This is a genomic window from Enterococcus sp. AZ035 (genome assembly GCF_050548325.1).
Taxonomy (GTDB): Bacteria; Bacillota; Bacilli; order Lactobacillales; family Enterococcaceae; genus Enterococcus; species Enterococcus faecalis.
In genome coordinates, this window is the sequence record NZ_CP172958.1 from 1,048,526 (window position 1) to 1,067,110 (window position 18,585).

At 37.9% G+C, this 18,585-nt stretch carries 17 protein-coding genes and 1 riboswitch; of the genes, 15 read left to right on the top strand and 2 right to left on the bottom strand.

Annotated features, from left to right (window positions below; genetic code table 11):
* Position 1: 1 nt before the first annotated feature.
* The 13 genes from IGL32_RS05120 to IGL32_RS05180 all read left to right on the top strand — a co-directional run bounded on the left by IGL32_RS05120 (position 2) and on the right by IGL32_RS05180 (position 12,061).
* Positions 2-928 carry a distal tail protein Dit gene (locus IGL32_RS05120; RefSeq protein ID WP_430600102.1) on the top strand — a complete coding sequence of 309 codons (927 nt, stop codon included), beginning with the start codon at positions 2-4 and terminating at the stop codon, positions 926-928.
* A 12-nt stretch (positions 929-940) separates the two neighbouring features.
* Entirely contained in the window at positions 941-2,398 is a 1,458-nt protein-coding gene (locus tag IGL32_RS05125) for a phage tail protein (RefSeq protein ID WP_002379375.1), read from the top strand.
* 32 nt (positions 2,399-2,430) lie between these two features.
* The gene (locus tag IGL32_RS05130; RefSeq protein WP_002379376.1) at positions 2,431-4,200 is read left to right on the top strand and encodes a hypothetical protein; all 1,770 of its coding nucleotides are present in this window, start codon (positions 2,431-2,433) and stop codon (positions 4,198-4,200) included.
* 23 nt (positions 4,201-4,223) lie between these two features.
* A complete protein-coding gene (locus IGL32_RS05135; protein WP_002357842.1) occupies positions 4,224-4,619 on the top strand; it encodes a phage holin family protein in 396 nt (131 codons plus the stop codon).
* Positions 4,620-4,737: 118 nt separating this feature from the next.
* Positions 4,738-5,862, top strand: a complete 1,125-nt coding sequence (locus tag IGL32_RS05140; protein WP_002382241.1) for an SH3 domain-containing protein — start codon at positions 4,738-4,740, stop codon at positions 5,860-5,862.
* Between the two features lie 153 nt (positions 5,863-6,015).
* Positions 6,016-6,936, top strand: a complete 921-nt coding sequence (truB, locus tag IGL32_RS05145) for a tRNA pseudouridine(55) synthase TruB (protein ID WP_002379378.1) — start codon at positions 6,016-6,018, stop codon at positions 6,934-6,936.
* Between the two features lie 25 nt (positions 6,937-6,961).
* Entirely contained in the window at positions 6,962-7,912 is a 951-nt protein-coding gene (gene ribF / locus IGL32_RS05150; protein WP_002363808.1) for a riboflavin biosynthesis protein RibF, read from the top strand.
* Positions 7,912-8,508 (top strand): GNAT family N-acetyltransferase, encoded by a 597-nt coding sequence (locus tag IGL32_RS05155; protein WP_002361699.1) that lies wholly within the window; start codon positions 7,912-7,914, stop codon positions 8,506-8,508. The genes ribF and IGL32_RS05155 overlap by 1 nt, the downstream gene beginning before the upstream one ends.
* A 149-nt stretch (positions 8,509-8,657) precedes the next feature.
* Positions 8,658-8,999 carry a PadR family transcriptional regulator gene (locus IGL32_RS05160; protein WP_002379380.1) on the top strand — a complete coding sequence of 114 codons (342 nt, stop codon included), beginning with the start codon at positions 8,658-8,660 and terminating at the stop codon, positions 8,997-8,999.
* Positions 8,986-9,327, top strand: coding sequence for a DUF1048 domain-containing protein (locus tag IGL32_RS05165; RefSeq protein ID WP_002379381.1), 342 nt, complete (start codon positions 8,986-8,988; stop codon positions 9,325-9,327). The genes IGL32_RS05160 and IGL32_RS05165 overlap by 14 nt, the downstream gene beginning before the upstream one ends.
* 25 nt (positions 9,328-9,352) lie before the next feature.
* Positions 9,353-9,613, top strand: coding sequence for a DUF2087 domain-containing protein (locus IGL32_RS05170; protein WP_002360471.1), 261 nt, complete (start codon positions 9,353-9,355; stop codon positions 9,611-9,613).
* Between the two features lie 158 nt (positions 9,614-9,771).
* Positions 9,772-10,947, top strand: coding sequence for an FtsW/RodA/SpoVE family cell cycle protein (locus IGL32_RS05175; protein WP_002357834.1), 1,176 nt, complete (start codon positions 9,772-9,774; stop codon positions 10,945-10,947).
* Positions 10,913-12,061: an FtsW/RodA/SpoVE family cell cycle protein gene (locus IGL32_RS05180; protein ID WP_002357833.1), complete on the top strand. Its 1,149-nt coding sequence runs from the start codon at positions 10,913-10,915 to the stop codon at positions 12,059-12,061. Before IGL32_RS05175 ends, IGL32_RS05180 begins: the two co-directional genes overlap by 35 nt.
* Before the next feature lie 61 nt (positions 12,062-12,122).
* Here IGL32_RS05180 and IGL32_RS05185 read toward each other — a convergent pair whose 3' ends face one another.
* Together IGL32_RS05185 and IGL32_RS05190 are read right to left on the bottom strand one after the other, a co-directional pair.
* Positions 12,123-13,010 (bottom strand): LysR family transcriptional regulator, encoded by an 888-nt coding sequence (locus IGL32_RS05185; protein ID WP_002357832.1) that lies wholly within the window; start codon positions 13,008-13,010, stop codon positions 12,123-12,125.
* A 23-nt stretch (positions 13,011-13,033) separates the two neighbouring features.
* Positions 13,034-13,909 (bottom strand): LysR family transcriptional regulator, encoded by an 876-nt coding sequence (locus IGL32_RS05190; RefSeq protein WP_002382245.1) that lies wholly within the window; start codon positions 13,907-13,909, stop codon positions 13,034-13,036.
* A gap of 252 nt (positions 13,910-14,161) precedes the next feature.
* Positions 14,162-14,332, top strand: a riboswitch (M-box (ykoK) riboswitch).
* A gap of 113 nt (positions 14,333-14,445) precedes the next feature.
* Between IGL32_RS05190 and mgtA the strand changes: the two genes are divergently transcribed.
* Positions 14,446-17,106, top strand: a complete 2,661-nt coding sequence (gene mgtA, locus IGL32_RS05195; RefSeq protein WP_002379382.1) for a magnesium-translocating P-type ATPase — start codon at positions 14,446-14,448, stop codon at positions 17,104-17,106.
* A 243-nt stretch (positions 17,107-17,349) separates the two neighbouring features.
* Positions 17,350-18,498: a radical SAM family heme chaperone HemW gene (hemW, locus tag IGL32_RS05200; protein ID WP_002360468.1), complete on the top strand. Its 1,149-nt coding sequence runs from the start codon at positions 17,350-17,352 to the stop codon at positions 18,496-18,498.
* Positions 18,499-18,585 lie beyond the last annotated feature (87 nt).

Below are 18,585 nucleotides of genomic sequence, written 5' to 3' on the forward strand. Positions count from 1 at the left end.
CATGTATAAATTTGTTGATACCAATCAAGCAACTCATTCAACGCCTCTTCCTTCAGAAGCGTTGAATTTTAACGGCCAATTTTTAGAAAAAGTCATCCCTGGCTATCAAACATTATCAGTTTCAGGACGAGAATTAGTTCCAAGCGAAATTGAAAGCTATCAATTAGGGATTCGTGATGGTAAACGTCACGTTTATGCGCGAATTCCAGAACGAGAATTAACAGTCAAATATCGCCTTTCAGCTGTGAATAATGAAGCATTTCGAGATGCACTTAATCATTTAAACGTTGCTTTGTTTACGGAAAAAGACGTTTCTATTTGGTTTAACGATGAACCGGAAATGCTGTGGTTTGGCAGTAAGTCTTCAGTGAGTGATGTACCCGAAGGTGTTAACCAAGTAACAGGCACCTTTACTTTATTGCTTTCTGATCCGTATAAATACACACGGAGTGATGCGACTAGTGTGATGTGGGGTTCGCCAACCATTACATTTCAAGCGAATTACTTAATGGGGAATACAGGCTCAGGTGCAGTTGATTTTCCAATTTTAATTGAAGGCGGGGCTTATTGGGGATCAACCATGATTACCTTTCAAAATCGGGCTTACACGATGGGGGATTTAGGCAAAGAAGTTCGGCCAATTGAAATTTATCCTACGGTTGAAGGATTAAAAGTCAAACCGACCATTATTTTAACAGGAACCGGACGTGGTGTTTGGATTAAAACACGGAACGATACAATTAACTTAGGAGACTTTGATCGTTCGGAAATTATTATCGATACTGAAAATTTTTATCTGACAAAAAATGGTGCACCGATGATTCGACCAATGAACGATTTTTATCTATATCCCAATGAACCGCTGTATATTCAAGCCAAAGATAGCGACTTCCGCTTGACGATTCGCTATCCTAACCGATTTGTGTAGGAGGGTGATTAAATGTTAATGGCGCTGGATTTGAAAAGAACATATACGGCAATCTTGGATAATGCCTATCAAGTCAGTTATGAAAAAATAGAGAACAAAATTGGCAGTTTAGATTTTACCATGCCACTAGATGATCCTAAAAATGAATTTATTGCAGAAATGCAATGGGTGGAACTGACCGACAATGAGAATGAATATATTGGTTTATATCGCGTGATGCCAACCACAATTAAGAAAGATGCGAACAATAATCAAATTCATTACTCTGCCACAGAAGCATTATGTACCTTAGGTGATACTGTCCTTTTTGGTTGTCACGAAATTAAAAACAAAACAACGAAAGAGGCCATTCAATTTTTATTGAATAAACAAAAAACAAAGCATTGGGTCCTAAAAAAATGTGATTTTTCAAGGAAATTAACCTATAAATGGGAAAATGAAAATGGGTTAGTTGAGCCTTTATTTAGCATCCCAGCCGATTTCGAAGAGGAATATCTTTGGCAATGGAATACAGAGGTCTATCCTTTTGAACTTTCATTAGTCAAACCGCCAACAGAACCAGTTGCGCGAATTCAAGAAGGTTACAACATGCAAGGATTTGAAATAGAACGTAATCCCAAGATGCTAATCAATCGGATTTATCCATTAGGTTCAGGCGAAGGTGTTAACAAAGTCAATATTCGCTCGGTCAATCAAGGGGTTCCGTATTTAGAGAACAAGGCCGCAATTGACCGCTATGGTTTATTGGAGTCAATTTGGGTGGAACAGCGTTTTTCTGATCCCAAGGCATTAAAGGAAAATGCTTTGCGAATGTTAGAAGAATGGACCAAGCCACAAGTTTCTTGGGTAGTGACTGCAGCTGATTTAATTAAATTAACAGATCAACCTTTGGCAATCGATCGTTTGCGGTTGGGCACGGTTATCATGATTAATACGAATGAATTTGGGAGTGTCAACCTTCGTATTAAAAAAGAAAGCAAAAAAGATGTCTTTGGTGCCCCCCAAGACATTCAGCTAGAGTTGGGAAACCTGCAAGAAACAATTCATAGTACCATGACAGCTTTCAGTCGGAAACAAGAGATTAACGAAACTTACGCACAAGGGGCGACGACACTTTTAAATCGTTCAATACAAGGAGAACTTAGCAAGACACAGCCAGTGGAGCTGAATTTATACTTTGACGAGGACATTCTTTATATAAACACCGCAGAATTAACGTTCAAGGCAACTGCTAAAGGACCTTCGCATTCTGTAACGAACATTGATTTGGTAGTGGATGGCAAAAAATTACCCCAACTATCATTGCAACAACAACGGCTAAACATTTTGAGTTATTTACGAAAAACAACAGATGAAAAAATCGAACGCGGCAATCACACGCTTCAATTTTTCTCTCATCAGCCACTATGGTTGGATGCTTCGGTCATCTGTCGTGTGTATATTCAATCCCAATTGGGTGGCCAGTTTTAATAAAATAATGAAAACTAGAGGAGTGTGACGAAATGTCAGTAGAACATATTGAAGAATTAGATACCCTGAATCAAGGTCGCCTTAAAATCAATGCAATCTTGGATCAGTCGAATGCATCAGCTGAGAAAGTAGATGCTTACCAAGTCCAGTTAACGAATGGAATTTCTGAAGCGAAAAACATAGCAGATGAAGCTGGCAAAGAAGCCGTACAAATTGCCACCGATGCAGGCAATCAAGCAAATGAAACAGCCAACCAAGCGATGAACAATGCCAAAACAGCAATCATGATTGCAGGAAATGCAGTTTCAACGGCAAATAATAATAAACAAGAATTTGATACTTTACGAAATGATTTCGATCAATTAGTAGCAGAAGCGGGTGATAGTAATCCAGAAATTGTCCAAGCACGTACAGATACACAAGGCATCAAACAAGCTACCTTAGCGAATCGTCTTCAAATTGATTTGAATGACCGTATGACAAAAGCAGACGGTATTTCTTTATTGGCTAAGCCAACTACTGTCAAAATGAAGTTAGACTTTAACGGTAAAACGGCCGGCAATACAGCCACCAATGCAAACAGTTATTCCACTGATTTTACGGCAAAAATTCTTAAGAAGCCAACAGAAGTTTGGGAGGAAGTTTCCCAAGCGGACTACAATAAAATGGCCAGCCGTGATGATGAGGGCGTGAAAACAGGTTCCACCCAAAGCGGTGTGATTCCGCAACAATTAGCGGCCTTCAATCTCGTTGAAGCCGCTAAAAAATTAATTCCACAAATGTTTGAAACAGTCACAACTGACGAGGCGGTGGCATTTATTCGCCAGAACGTTCAATTTTTTACGATTAATCAACGTGTGAAAGCCGCTGCGCCCAATAATCAAACGATTAAAATCGCTACGTATTTACCAACTACGGATAATTGGGTAACTCAAATCCAAGAATCAGCAAAAGAGTTTGGCGATTTTTCAATTCAAATCAATGATCAGAATTTTATCACAGATGAAGGTTTCATTTATTTAATGAGCTATACAGATTCATCGAATGGGGTAACGCCAGCTAGCTTAGAAGTTGATTACGTGGGGCTTCATATTGGTCTGTCTGTTGATGCCCAAGCGGTTTTAGCGAAGAGTGGTTTTGTTCAAGCAGAGCAACTCAATACCCATATGGAAAATCAAGATAACCCGCACCAAGTAACCGCTGAACAAGTGGGGCTAGGCAATGTAGAAAATTATGGCTTCGCATCAGACAGCGAAGCAGTCGCGGGAACTTTAACGAGTAAATATATGCACCCGAAAAACGTTGCGGAAGCGATTAAAGGTCAAGCTGTGACACAAACAGGTGATCAAGAGATTGCTGGGGTGAAGAATTTTGTAACTATGCCAACCGTCAATGGTGTGCCTTTGGAATCCTCTAGAATGGCCATTTATGAAGCTAGTGGAGTTGGTGAAGTCGAGGCAAAATATCAGGCGGCCTTTAATAAGGATAATATGAAATTTGTATTAATTAGGGTAGGAAATCGTGTCGATGCATTTGTAAGATGTAATTTGAGTGATCCAACGAAATTGAATAATAATTTGGTTAAAGTGTTTACTGTTCCAACAGGATATACATTATCGACGAAGATTACAAAGGGAATATGGAATTTGGCGTTAACTGCTATGCAATATACATTCCCTCAACCGAATTGTGCTGGTTTATATGAGATGGGAAATCAAGGAATTCTTTTTGGTGCTAACCGTGCTGGAAATATTTACCTACAAGGAAGTTGGTACACGGACGATCCGTTTCCAACAAAATAACAAGCTAGTTTAGGAGTCTTTTTATGGAACGTTATCTCAACACAATAACAATGCTTTTAAGCATTTTCGGTGGGATTGTCGTACGTTTATTAGGCGGATTAGATCAATTGTTGGATGTCTTCCTCTTTTTAATTATTGTCGATTTCATCACAGGTTGGATTAAGGCAATCGCCACAAAAGAATTGTCCAGTCGGATTGGTATGCTCGGAATTGCGAAAAAAGTGACGATGTTATTTGTGGTTGCCGTAGCGGTTCGTGTTGAAAAAGTTGTGGGGAACAATTTGCCAATTCGGGAAATGGTTCTGATTTTTTACATTGCGAACGAAGGACTTTCTTTTTTTGAAAACATTGCGACCTTTATTCCTATGCCGAAAAAGTTAAAAGAGTTATTTATTCAGTTAAAAAATAAAGATGATTAAGTAGAAGTGGTCGGGACAAACGTAGAACTTTCGGCTGATTGCCGAAGAAATTACTTCTGTCCCGCCATTTATATGCAGGTTTAAGCCGTGGAAGGGAAGTTATTTTGACTTTCCTTTCATGGCTTTTTTAAGAAAGGAGCATGCTATGTTTAAAAAATTAATGATTCAACTTGCTTTAGTGATTGGTTTAAGTTTAACGATTCCGATGACGGCTTGCGCTTACACCATCGAAGCGGATCCAATCAACTTTACTTATTTTCCCGGCTCTGCAAGCAATGAATTAATTGTTTTACATGAATCTGGAAACGAGCGGAACCTAGGACCACACAGTTTAGACAATGAAGTGGCCTATATGAAACGAAATTGGTCAAATGCTTATGTCTCATATTTTGTCGGATCTGGTGGACGAGTGAAACAATTAGCTCCTGCTGGCCAAATTCAATATGGCGCAGGTTCTTTAGCTAATCAAAAAGCCTATGCGCAAATCGAATTGGCTCGAACGAATAATGCGGCGACATTTAAAAAAGATTATGCTGCCTATGTTAATTTGGCCCGTGATTTGGCTCAGAACATTGGTGCTGATTTTTCTCTGGACGATGGAACAGGTTATGGCATAGTCACTCATGATTGGATTACAAAAAATTGGTGGGGAGATCATACAGATCCTTATGGTTATTTAGCGCGTTGGGGGATTAGTAAAGCGCAGTTGGCACAAGATTTACAAACGGGCGTTTCTGAAACAGGTGAGACTGTCATTATTCAGCCAGGTAAACCTAATGCGCCAAAATATCAAGTAGGACAAGCAATTCGTTTCACTTCAATCTATCCAACACCAGATGCTTTAATCAATGAACATCTATCAGCAGAGGCACTTTGGACACAAGTAGGAACAATTACAGCGAAATTACCGGACCGACAAAACCTTTACCGTGTTGAAAATAGCGGACATTTGTTAGGTTATGTGAACGACGGCGACATTGCTGAACTTTGGCGCCCGCAAACGAAGAAATCATTTCTAATTGGTGTGGACGAAGGCATTGTTTTAAGAGCAGGACAACCTAGTCTGTTAGCACCCATTTATGGTATTTGGCCTAAAAATACTCGCTTTTATTACGATACGTTTTATATTGCAGATGGGTATGTTTTTATTGGTGGAACAGATACGACAGGCGCGAGAATTTATTTGCCAATCGGACCAAACGATGGCAACGCACAGAATACATGGGGATCATTTGCTAGCTAAAAAAAGCCACAAACTCTGCTTTTATCAGAGTTTGTGGCTTTTTTTGCATTTAGCAGAGATTTTTCCAAAGGGAATAAGCAACGGAGACTGCGAAGCTAGGTACTTTTATGCTATAATGACAAAGTTAGTATTATCGGAACTGGAGGAACTATAATGGACGGCATTTTACCGTTATGGAAGGAACGTGGCATGACAAGTCATGACTGCGTATTTAAATTGAGAAAAATTTTACATACCAAAAAAATTGGTCATGGTGGTACGCTAGATCCAGATGTCGAAGGGGTCTTACCCATCTGCGTTGGCAAAGGAACGAAAGTGATCGAATACATGGTAGATTCTGGCAAAACCTATGAAGGTGAAATTACACTTGGATTTGCTACGACAACCGAAGATGTTAGTGGCGAAATTGTTGAAAAAAAACCAGTTACAGCACCTCTGTCAACTGAACAAATTGATCAAGCAATGGCCGAAATGACAGGTGAAATCACACAAATCCCACCGATGTTTTCTGCGGTGAAAGTCAATGGTAAACGTTTATATGAATATGCGCGGAACGGGGAAGAAGTTGAACGGCCCCAACGAAAAGCTATGATTTATTCATTTGAACGCACTAGTGAACCAATTTTTAACGAATCCGCTCATACACAAAGTTGGCGGTTTAAAGTGGTCTGTGGCAAAGGAACCTATGTGCGGACACTATCAGTGGATACTGGCAAAAAATTAGGCTATCCTGCCCATATGTCGGATTTAACGAGAACGGCAAGTGGCGGTTTGCAAGCTGCGCAATGCTTAACGTTAGAAGAAGTAGCCAAACAAATGGCTGCTGAAACAATCGATCAATGCCTGTTGCCCATTGAGACAGCAGTAGAACAATTCCCACGAATTGATTTATCAGATGAATTGTATCAAAAAGTAAAAAATGGCATGCGTTTGCACAAAAAAGAATTAGGAATAAAGGCAATGCCAGAATCCTTAGTCGCCTTATTTTACCAAAATCAAGTGGTTAGTTTATACATGCCACACCCAACGCATGATAAATTATTGAAACCAAGTAAAGTTCTACGGAACAATTAAATAAAAAAGAAGGAAGTTTTTGCACATGCAAGTTATTCAACTACATCATCCCTATGAACCCAATCAAATTCCTAATGAAGAAGTCGTGATGGTCCTAGGCTTTTTTGACGGTGTTCACAAAGGCCACCAAAAAGTAATTGAAACAGGTAAAAAGATTGCGGAGGAAAAAGGCTTGAAGTTAGCTGTGATGACCTTCAACCAACACCCATCAATCGTTTTTCAAAAAGTTTTACCAGAAAATATGAAATATTTAACTAGCTTGGAACAAAAAGAACGCCTAATGGCCAACTTGGGCGTTGATATTTTATATATTGTCGAATTTACTTCAGCGTTTGCTCAATTAAAGCCGCAAGATTTTGTCGATCAGTATATCGTTAATTTAAATAGTGCAGTGGCAGTCTCTGGGTTTGATTATACGTATGGTCCTAAAGAAATTGCTGGAGTCAAACAGTTACCAACTTATGCGCAAGGCCGTTTTGAAGTGGTGACAGTACCAAAAGAAGAAATGACTGGTGCCAAAATTAGCTCAACAAGAATTCGCGAAAAAATGGAAGCCGGCGAAATGGAGGAGGTCACGGAGTTGTTAGGATATATTTATGAAACAGAAGGAACAGTTGTCCATGGCGATGCTCGTGGCCGTTTATTGGGTTTCCCGACCGCTAATGTCAAAGTGAAAAGCACCGTGCGTTTACCAAGAATTGGCGTCTATGCTGTGCAAATCGAAGTTGGTGGCAAATGGTATGTCGGCATGGGCTCAATTGGTCATAATGACACCTTTGGAGAAGGACGCGATTTAACCGTGGAAGTCTATATTTTGGACTTCCATCAAGACATCTATGGTGAGCAAGTGGTGGTTCGTTGGAATCATTATTTACGTGACCAAGTGAAATTCAATGGGGCTGAAGCCTTGATCGACCAATTAAAACAAGATGAACGAGATACGGCTGACTATTTCCAACAATCTGAGGACAAATAATGAAGATTCGTCAAGAAAAACCTGCAGAGTATCAAGCTGTAGAACGTTTAACGTATCAAGCGTTTAAGGAATTAAACTTGACCGAAAACTGGCGTCCCACAGAGCATTTTATCGTGCATTTATTAAGAGAAAGTGCCGACTTTATTCCGGAGTTGTCCTTAGTTTCAGAAACTGATCAAGGAAAATTAACGGGTCATATTATGTCTTCAAAAGCCAAACTACGATTACCTGATCATACAGAAAAGGCTGTTTTGACCGTTGGGCCGCTAAGTGTCCATCCAGAAGCACAGAACACGGGCGTAGGCTCAGCGTTAATTAAGCATTCTGTTCAGAAGGCCAAAGAATTAGGCATCGGCGGATTGATTATCCTGGGCCATCCAACTTACTATACGAAGTTCGGTTTTGTTCCAGCGACTACTTTTCAGATTACGTTACCGGAAAAAGAAACATCAGAAGCATTATTGGCTTTGGAATTACTGCCAGGTTATTTTGGCACAAGTGGTGGGGAGTGGCATTTTTCAACATGCTTTGCTTATCCAGAAACACACCCTGCAGAATTAGAAGCCTTTGAAGCAGAACTCGGAATAAATGAATAAAGAATAATAAGACGCGACAACTACTAGTTAAGTACTGGTGGTTGTCGCGTCTTTACTACTTTTTATTACAAAGTAGTTGACAGAACCGGTACTCAGTATTATTATGTAGTGGTACGTAGTACTAAAGAGTAGTTTAGGGAGGAAAAGCAGTGAAGCAGACAGAGTTGCTAAAAGGCATTTTAGAAGGTTTAGTTTTAGCCATCATCCAAAGGAAAGAAACATATGGTTATGAAATTACAAAAATTTTAAATGACCAAGGGTTTACTGAAATTGTTGAAGGAACCGTTTATACGATTTTACTGCGTTTAGAAAAAAATCAATGGGTTATAGCTGAAAAAAAGCCTTCAGAAAAAGGGCCAATGCGGAAGTTCTATCGCTTAACCTCATCAGGAGAAGCAGAACTCGCTGATTTTTGGCAGCGATGGACGTTGCTTTCAAAACAAGTAAACAAGATGAAAAAAAATGGAGGGATAGAGCATGTCAAATTTTAAAGCGTTGATCAAAAAAGTTGTTGGGGATAAAAAAGAGTACAAAGAATATAAACGACGGATTGCAGCATTACCAGTAGAGTATCGACAAGTATTTCAAGAAATTGAAAAATATGCTTGGCATTTTTCAGATCATAGTGGAGCCAATATGTTCAATGCGTTGACTGATTTACTTGATTTGTTTGAAGAAGGAGCTGCTAACGGAACACCTATCAAAAATATTACGGGAGAAAAAGTAGGTGATTTTGCTGAAACAATTGTCAATGAAGTCGCTGGCAAATGGACTGATAAACAGAAAGAAAAACTGAATCATCAATTTTCTAAACAATAGTCAAAACAAAAAAAGGAGAATAAACATGGTTGAAAATTTTTTTAAAGAAGGAAAGTTGCTGGTTATTCCCAAGAAAAATGCGAAAAAAGTCCAAGTGTTTCAACGTGTGGCCAACCAATTTGAATTTGGGAAAGAATATACGGAAAAAGAAGTCAATCAGCGACTTAGAGAAATCTATGAAGATTATGCACTTTTGAGACGGTATTTAGTAGATTATCAGTATTTAGAAAGAGATAAGTTTGGAAAAATTTATCAGAAATGTGAGCAACACACAAAAATTATATAAATGGCTTTTTTTAAAAGTAGCGAAACTAAGTGAAATGAACCAAGTCTAGCTACTTTTTGTTATGTAAGCTTAGTAATAGTTCTATAAAAAACTCTCTATTTGTTTTCTAACTCAGACTGGTAAGATTGATTTAATTAGAAAAAGATAGAGGTGAGAGAATGAATCTACGTACTTTAGGTCTAACAAAAATTCTTTTGACCTTTATTATATTAAGTATTATTGGCGCGTTAATGATTTATAGCGCCAGTAGCTATGACTTGTTGATGCAAGGCGTGAAGCCCACTGCTGTGTTTATTAAACAAGGCATTATTATGTGTCTCAGCTGGGTGCTAATGTTCGTGATTTACAAAGTTCGACTAGAAGTGTTATTTAATAAGAAAATTGCGATTGGACTGCTTTTAGTTTCGGTACTATTACTGTTAATGGTTCGACTACCTTTTTTTGGTGTAGCAGCGAATGGCGCACAACGTTGGATTTCTCTCTTTGGAATCCAGTTTCAGCCATCAGAACTTTGTAATTTTGCGATTATTTATTACTTGAGCTGTTATTTAGGTGAAAAAGAAAATGGCTTGACAACGAAGCAGTTAAGGAAACAATGGCTGTTTGTTTTGGTCGTTGCATTTTTAGTTTTGATTCAACCCAAAGTTGGCGGGGCCATTCTTATTTTAGTTATTGGCAGTGTCTTGATTTTCTCAGCAAGTATTCATGCAAAATTTAGTGTAATTGCTGCGGGGATTGTCGTTGCTAGCGCGGCGCTTCTTTCTAAAATAATTATTTTTCTAGGCGATCACCGCTACTTACCACATTTTTTTGCGCATGTGTATGACCGCTTAGTTGTTTTGAAAAATCCGTTTTTATCCTTTCATGATCGAGGATTTCAGCCTTCAATGGCCTATTTAGCAATGTATAACGGTGGGTTTTGGGGCACTGGACTAGCCAATGGTATGGTAAAAAAAGGTGGCTTGCCAGAAGGTCAAACCGATTTTATCTTTGCGGTGATTGTGGAAGAACTTGGTTTGATTGGCGGCTTACTATTGCTATTTCTTTTGTTATTTTTAGCGGCCTCGATTTTGCGGAGTAGTTGTGTAATAAAGAATCATTGTTACGGCTTGTTTTTGTTAGGGGTCGGGACCTTGATTTTAGCTCAAACGGCGATTAACATTGGTGGCGTTTTGGGTTTGATTCCAATGACGGGAATTCCTTTACCGTTTGTTAGTTACGGTGGGACAAGTTATTTAATCTTTTCAGTGGCATTAGGAATCGTCATTAAAATTATTGCAAACGAAAGGCGGCAGTTAAATGGTCAATACAAAAAAATTCAACTTACATCTTAATTATGATTTATTATTGCCCATTTTTTTACTCACACTTTTATCTTCTGGTGTGCAATATTGGATTGCCGTTAATGAAGGAAAAGATGGAACTGTGCCAGCATTAAAACAACTTTTCTTTATTTTTGTTGGCTATGCAGGCATGTTTTTAGCTAGTCGGCTGTCACAGAAATTTATTTGGAAAGTAGCTCCTTTTTTCTATGGGTTTTCATTAATCTTAATGAGTGCTTTGTATTTTTCCTATGACAAAGGAATGTATTTATTGACGGGCACAAAGCGCTGGTTAGATTTAGGGTTTATTAAATTTCAGCCATCAGAAATTGCGAAAATTGCGTTTATTTTAATGTTGGCAAAAATTATTGTCCAACATGAGCAACAAGACTGGTCTGATAAATGGCGTTCAGACAAGCAACTTCTAAAAAAAATCGTTGCGGTTAGTGTCCCTGTTTTTTTCTTGATGGCGGTACAAAAAGATTTTGGGACATCCCTTGTTTTCGTAACGATTATTCTATCTCTTTTAGTTATTTCAGGAATTGATCGCAAAATTTTAATCATTATTTTCAGTGCTTTAGCAACGTTAGGCGTGGTCTTGATTCTGTTAGTCTTTACAGAGTGGGGGCACAAAGTACTCTTCTTTTTACATTTTAAACAATATCAATTGGATCGAATTTTAGCATGGATTCATCCCTATGATTATGTCGATAAAATCTCCTATCAACAAGTACAAGGCTTATTGGCAATTGGTTCGGGTGGTTTATTTGGCAAGGGTGTGCATGGGATTGAAGTGTATGTTCCTGTTCGTGAGTCTGATATGGTTTTTACTTTTATCGGGGAAGCCTGGGGCTTTGTGGGCAGTGCCACCGTTGTTTTTCTCTATTTTTACTTGTTTTATCAAGTTTTAGTAGCTGGCTTGCGGAGCAATTCGCGTTTTTGTATGTACATCTGTGTCGCCCTCATTTTTTCGCTGGTCTTTCAAACGGTGGAGAATATCGGTGCGGTGATTGGACTGTTGCCGTTAAAAGGTATTCCGCTTCCGTTTTTAAGTCAAGGAGGCACTTCGTTAGTGATGGCTATCACTTCTTTAGGATTTGTCAAAGGAAGAGAAGCCGCTACCTGAAAACACAAATAAAAACCAAGACTGGAACTCGCTTGCCGACAAGCTCTAGTCTTGGTTTTTACTATTGAAATTGTTTTTGGCATTCAGCCAAAAGTTGTTGAAGTTGTCGACTCATGTAACGTTCTTTTAAATAATAAACTGCCATGTTTCGTTTAGGTAGTTCTTGGTAAGTTAGTGTATGGATCGAATTGTCTAAAAGTTGAATATTTGTGTATTCGGGGACAATAGCGAAACTATCGGAATGAGACACCAAGTGAGTAATAAGTGAAAGAGTATCCACTTGAATGACTTTCTCTGGAGAAAAATTAGAAAACGTAGTATCTAGCCAATTGGTTAATTTGTTTTGCTCGGAAAATTCGGTATTTAAACGGACGAAGGGGTACATTGTTAGTTCTTTTAAAATTTCTTCCGTCGTGGCTTTTGCCAAAGCTGGATGATCGTTTCTTAAAATGAATTGATAATTTGCTGTAAATAAATCAATTTTACCAATATGTTCAGGTAATGGTAAGTCAGCAAAGGAAATACCAAAATCTGCATCCATTGTTTCCAAGGATTGAAGAATATTTTCTGTAATAATAGTGTGGACTTGTAAGTTGGATGAACGATCCGTTAATGTTGTCATTAGTAAGTCATTCAATTTATATTCTAAATCACAGAGATAAGTGGCCACATAAATATGGTTGGAAGAATGATTAATTTCTTTTAGCTCTTCTTCAATTGAGACCAACTCATTGGTGATGCGCCAACAATATTTTTCTAAAATTAATCCAGCTGGCGTTAAGGTGGTAGTTTGGCCTTGGCGATTAAAAAGTTCCGCGCCTAACGTTGCTTCAAGAATTTTTATTTGCTTACTTAATGCAGCTTGAGAAATTGCTAAATTTTCGGCTGCTTTAGTAAATTGTTTCACTTTGCATAACTCTAAAAAATAATGTAAACGAAATAGTTCCATGGGAATTCCTCCTTTTTCTATTCCTAGAATAAATAACGTAATTGTTCGAATAAATAACGGTGTGCTTCACAATGTCCGTGATGATTATTCTGAACTAAATAGATGGCTCGTTCTGGACTATCTTCCAGAGGAATACCAACTAAGTTACGTCTGTTTAGTTCATCAGTGAGTGAATAGGGAAGGATGCTACAGGCTTTTTCTCGTTGGACCATGTCTAAGACTAAATGAAGAGAAGGAAGTTCGATGACGATTTGCCGATTTTCCCAATTGATTTTACGTTCCCAACGTTTGAACACTTTTTTTTCATATACTTGATCGGAATATGCAGCAAAAGGTAAAGAACGAATTTCGTCAATCGTCACGCTATCGGCATGGGCTAAAGGATGATTTTTATTGACACAAAGGAGATAGCTTTCTGTATAAATTAATTCTTTCTCTAATGGAATCGAGGTATCCAAAAATATCCCAATCCCAATGTCAATTAAATCTGTTTCCAAGGCTGTTTCAAGATCGTAATAATACTTAAAATCAATACTTACATACGGATAGGATTGATTAAATAACAACAAGACTTCTCCAAATGCTTTATCTATATCAATTAAGTTTGTTCCAATCCGAATGGTCGTTGTCGATCCTTGGGTCACTAATTCATTAATCTCTTCTTGCGCTTCCTTAATGAGTGCAAAAATCATTTCTGTTCGCTTGGCGACGACTTCGCCTGCTGGAGAAAGCCGACAATGTTTCTTGTCTCTTAAAATTAATGAAGCACCTAATTCACGTTCCAACTCCTTGAGCTGGGTACTTAAATAAGGTTGACTCGTATGGAGCTTTTGAGAAGCTAAAGTAAAACTCGCATACTTTGAAACTGCCATAAAATATTCTAGTTGTTGTAATTTCATTTTCCTCACCGCCGTTTCTTTAACTATACAAAAAATAGCAGAAGAAAAGCTTCTCGACAAGGCTATCTGACGGTCTTTAGATTAATTTAACCAGTTATGATTCTATGAATAAATACGAATCATACCAGAAAACCATAGTAAATAAGCGGATTATTTTTCTTTTTGTTACTGAATGGACAAAAAGTTATCTACTAAAAACTTTTTCTATATCGTTATTTTTTCATGGAAGAATTATACTTGCTGTTGTAATTAAATAAGATTTGTTAGGTGAGGCTCCTATACAAACATAGGCTACTGCCCAAAAATGTCGAGAGACGCCAATGGGTAGAACAGGAACTGTCGAATGAAGGCTTTTCTTAAGGTAGCTAAAAGCAATCGCTTTTTACGTTGTATAGTGCTAAAGCTCAACGATAAGAACGATTATTCTTTGACACGTTGAGTTTTCAGCGTGTCTTTTTTTGTGGAAAGGGTGAGGAAAATGGAAGATGAACCGATCGTCAATTCAAGTCAACCACAGATAAATGAGGTGAAAGAAAATGGAAAAGAAAATGCGTCACTTGGGCCATGACTATAGTTACAAAAAGTTTGCCCATTCAGAAGTAGAAAAAGTTTTACAACGTTTTGGCTCAACTTGGGATGGCATTAAACACCAAGATATTGAAGAATTACAAGAACGTTATGGCCGCAATAAAATTATGAATGAAAAAAAAGCTTCGCGGCTGCGACTTTTTATAAAATCGTATATCACGCCGTTTACTTTGGTGTTACTAGCACTAGCCACGATTTCATTTTTTACAGAATATGTCTATGCTGCGCCAGAGGAAAAAGATGTTACTGGCGTGTTAATTATGTTAGCGATGGTCATCTTAAGCGGCACGATGAGTTTTGTCCAATCAGTCAAATCAAGCAATGCAGTTGAAAAATTACAAAATATGATTAAAGTTACAGCGACAGTCATTCGTGACAAGAAGCAAATGGAAATTCCTATTGAGGAAGTTGTGTGTGGCGACTTAGTCCAACTATCCGCTGGCGATATGATTCCAGCCGATTTACGTTTAATCCAATCTAAGGACTTATTTGTTTCCCAATCATCCTTGACTGGAGAGAGTTTTCCCATTGAAAAACACGCGACTCATCAAAAAGATAGTGATCAAATTGATACAGAATACGACAATCTTTTGTTTTTAGGAACAAATGTAATTAGTGGCACTGGTTTGGGCATTGTCATTAAAGTTGGTAATCAAACTTTATTCGGAAGGATGGCTTCTGATAACGGAGAAGAGCAGCAGCAGACGAGTTTTGAAACAGGAATTAATAAAACAACGTGGGTGCTGATTCGCTTTATGTTGGTCATTACGCCAACTGTTTTTCTAATTAATGGGTTAACAAAAGGTGATTGGGCGGAAGCGTTAATGTTTGCGATTGCCACAGCTGTCGGCTTGACACCAGAAATGTTACCTATGATTGTAACAACCAATTTAGTCAAAGGTTCTCGAGAAATGGCTAAAGAAGGCACGATTATGAAAAATGTCAATGCCATTCAAAATTTTGGCGGGATGGATGTACTTTGTACGGATAAAACAGGTACCTTAACACAAGATAAAGTAATTTTAGAATACCACTATAATATTGGGTGCCAAGAAGATCAAAAAGTCTTGGATTTAGCATTTCTAAACAGTTATTTTCAAACAGGTTTGCGTAATTTAATGGATAACGCCGTTATTCAAGCGGCGACACAAGAAAGTGATATACAATCAGATGATTTTTATAAAGTAGATGAAATTCCTTTCGATTTCAATCGACGTCGAATGAGTGTGATTATCAAAGAGTTTAAAACGCGAGAAACACGCTTAATTACCAAAGGGGCGGTTGAAGAAATGCTCTTGGTCTGCACACAGGTACTTTTAAATGGCGAAATTGTGCCCTTAACAGAGACGCTGCGTCAAAAAATTACCAAAGACGTTGAAGCTTTAAATCGAGATGGTTTGCGCGTTCTAGCAATTGCCGATAAAAAAGTCGAAGCGGCTGAATGGGAGTATACAACTAAAGATGAATCAGAGTTGATTTTACAAGGCTATCTTGCTTTCTTAGATCCACCAAAAGAAACAGCGGCGGCAGCTATTCACGCCTTGCATCAACATAATGTAGCTGTGAAAGTATTAACGGGGGACAATCAGTATGTGACGCATTCTGTTTGTAAAGAAGTTGGTCTGGCTGGTGAAAAAATTATTACAGGAAATGAACTTCAACAATTAAACCAAGAAGAATTAAGAAAAACCGTTCAAGCGTATAATATTTTCGCCAAAATTACGCCTGACCAAAAAGTTCGTATTGTAAATGCGTTAACTGAAAATGGTCAAACTGTTGGCTTTTTAGGTGATGGAATAAATGATGCTGGAGCAATGCGTGCTGCTGATGTAGGAATCTCTGTTGATACAGCTGTCGATGTGGCGAAAGAATCGGCGGATGTAATTTTATTGAGAAAAGATTTAATGGTTTTGGAAAAAGGGATTTTATCTGGACGGCGCGTGTTTACGAACACGATGAAGTACGTCAAATTAACAGCAAGTTCTAATTTTGGCAATGTTTTTTCCGTGATCCCAGCAAGTATCTTTTTACCATTTTTACCGATTGCTCCGATTCAATCGCTATTATTAAATCTAATTTACGATACTTCGTGTATGTCAGTTCCTTGGGACAAAGTAGATGAAGAATACGTAGAAAAACCAAAAAAATGGGAACCAAAATCAATTGGTAATTTTATGCGTTGGTTTGGCCCAACGAGTTCTATTTTTGATATTGTTACCTATTTATTTATGTATTTCATTGTGTGTCCGGCTATCCTAGGTGGCTCATTCTTTGAATTAAATGGAGCAGATCAATTGCTCTTTATCGGTATTTTCCATGCAGGGTGGTTCATTGAGTCCTTATGGTCCCAAATGCTCGTCTTGCATTTCCTACGAACAGAAAAAATGCCTTTCCTTCAAAGTAGTGCTTCTGGAATTATGACGTTAGTCACTACAGCAGGGATTGTTCTCGGAACTGTTTTACCCTTTACCGCTTTCGGTGCAGAACTAGGATTTGTCGGTTTATCACCAAGCTATTTCTTGTATTTAATCCCGACAATTGTTGCTTATTTAGCACTGGTTGCGTTCATTAAAGTTTTATACGTCAAACGTTACGGTCAATTACTGTAACTGATTTGTACTATTATATATAGAAAAATTTTTTTACTTTTCTTTCAAGGTTGAGGAGGTGTCGGTTTTTATGACAGCTCCTCTTTGTTGTTTTAAGTGACTGTGCGAATTTTTTTATGGATTTATTTGTCATTTACAGTTAGTATGGCTAGTAGAGACTTTCCAAAAAGAACGAGCTTTTTGGTAATAAGGAGATAAAACGAGCTAATGACCAAAACAAACCAACTTTCAACTTCAACGCCGATGTTCGATCGGTCGGCCTATATTCATATTCCATTTTGTGAGCATATTTGTTACTATTGCGATTTTAACAAGGTCTTTTTAGAAGGACAACCAGTTGATGAATATATTCAGAGTTTATTAAAAGAAATTCAACTTACGCAAGCATTGTATCCAGAACAAGAAATGAAAACCATCTATATTGGCGGAGGCACGCCAACTTCATTATCAGCGAAACAGTTAGATGTGCTACTAAAAGGGGTTCGCGAACAGCTAACGTTTGATGACCGAAATGAATTTACGGTGGAAGCAAACCCTGGTGATTTAACCCAAGAAAAATTACAAGTCATGAAAAACTATGGCGTCAATCGTCTTTCGATGGGCGTTCAGACATTTGATGATCGCTTGCTCAAAAAAATCGGTCGCAAGCACACCGCCGCAGATGTTTATGAAACAATGAAATTTTTAGAGAAAGAAAATTTTACCAATGTCAGTATTGACTTAATCTATGCTTTACCTGGACAAACATTGGAAAGTTTTCGCGATACTTTGACAAGAGCCTTAGCATTGGACTTGCCGCACTATTCGCTTTATTCATTAATTCTTGAAAATAAAACAATGTTCATGAACTGGGTTCGTCAAGGACGGTTACAGCTGCCTGAAGAAGAAATCGAAGCACAAATGTTTGACGAAACGATTGAAGCAATGGAGAAAAAAGGACGTCACCAATATGAAGTCAGTAATTTTGCTTTAACAGGAAAAGAAAGCCAGCATAATCTGGCTTATTGGAATAATGACCACTACTATGGATTTGGCGCAGGTGCCAGCGGCTATCTTGGGCAAACTCGTTACAAAAATCACGGTCCAATCCAACATTATTTGAAACCCTTGCGAGAAAATCAATTGCCAATTGTGGAGACTGAAGAATTAACTCGTCTAAATCAAATAGAAGAAGAGCTATTTTTAGGCTTACGTAAAAAAGTAGGCATTTCTAAACAAAAATTCCAACAAAAATTTCAGGAACCAATTGAAGCAATTTATGGAGAGGTCATTCAACGCTTAATCAAAGAAGAATTATTAATTGAAGAAGCAGATATCTTACGTTTAACGAAAAAAGGGCTATTTGTGGGGAATAATGTTTTTGAAGCATTTTTGTTAAGTGAAAAAGAGTAAAAAAATAAAAAAATCATCGAAGTGTGACAAAGCATTTCGATGATTTTTTTATTACAAAAGTTGGTATTGATGGTTTTTGAAGGTGGT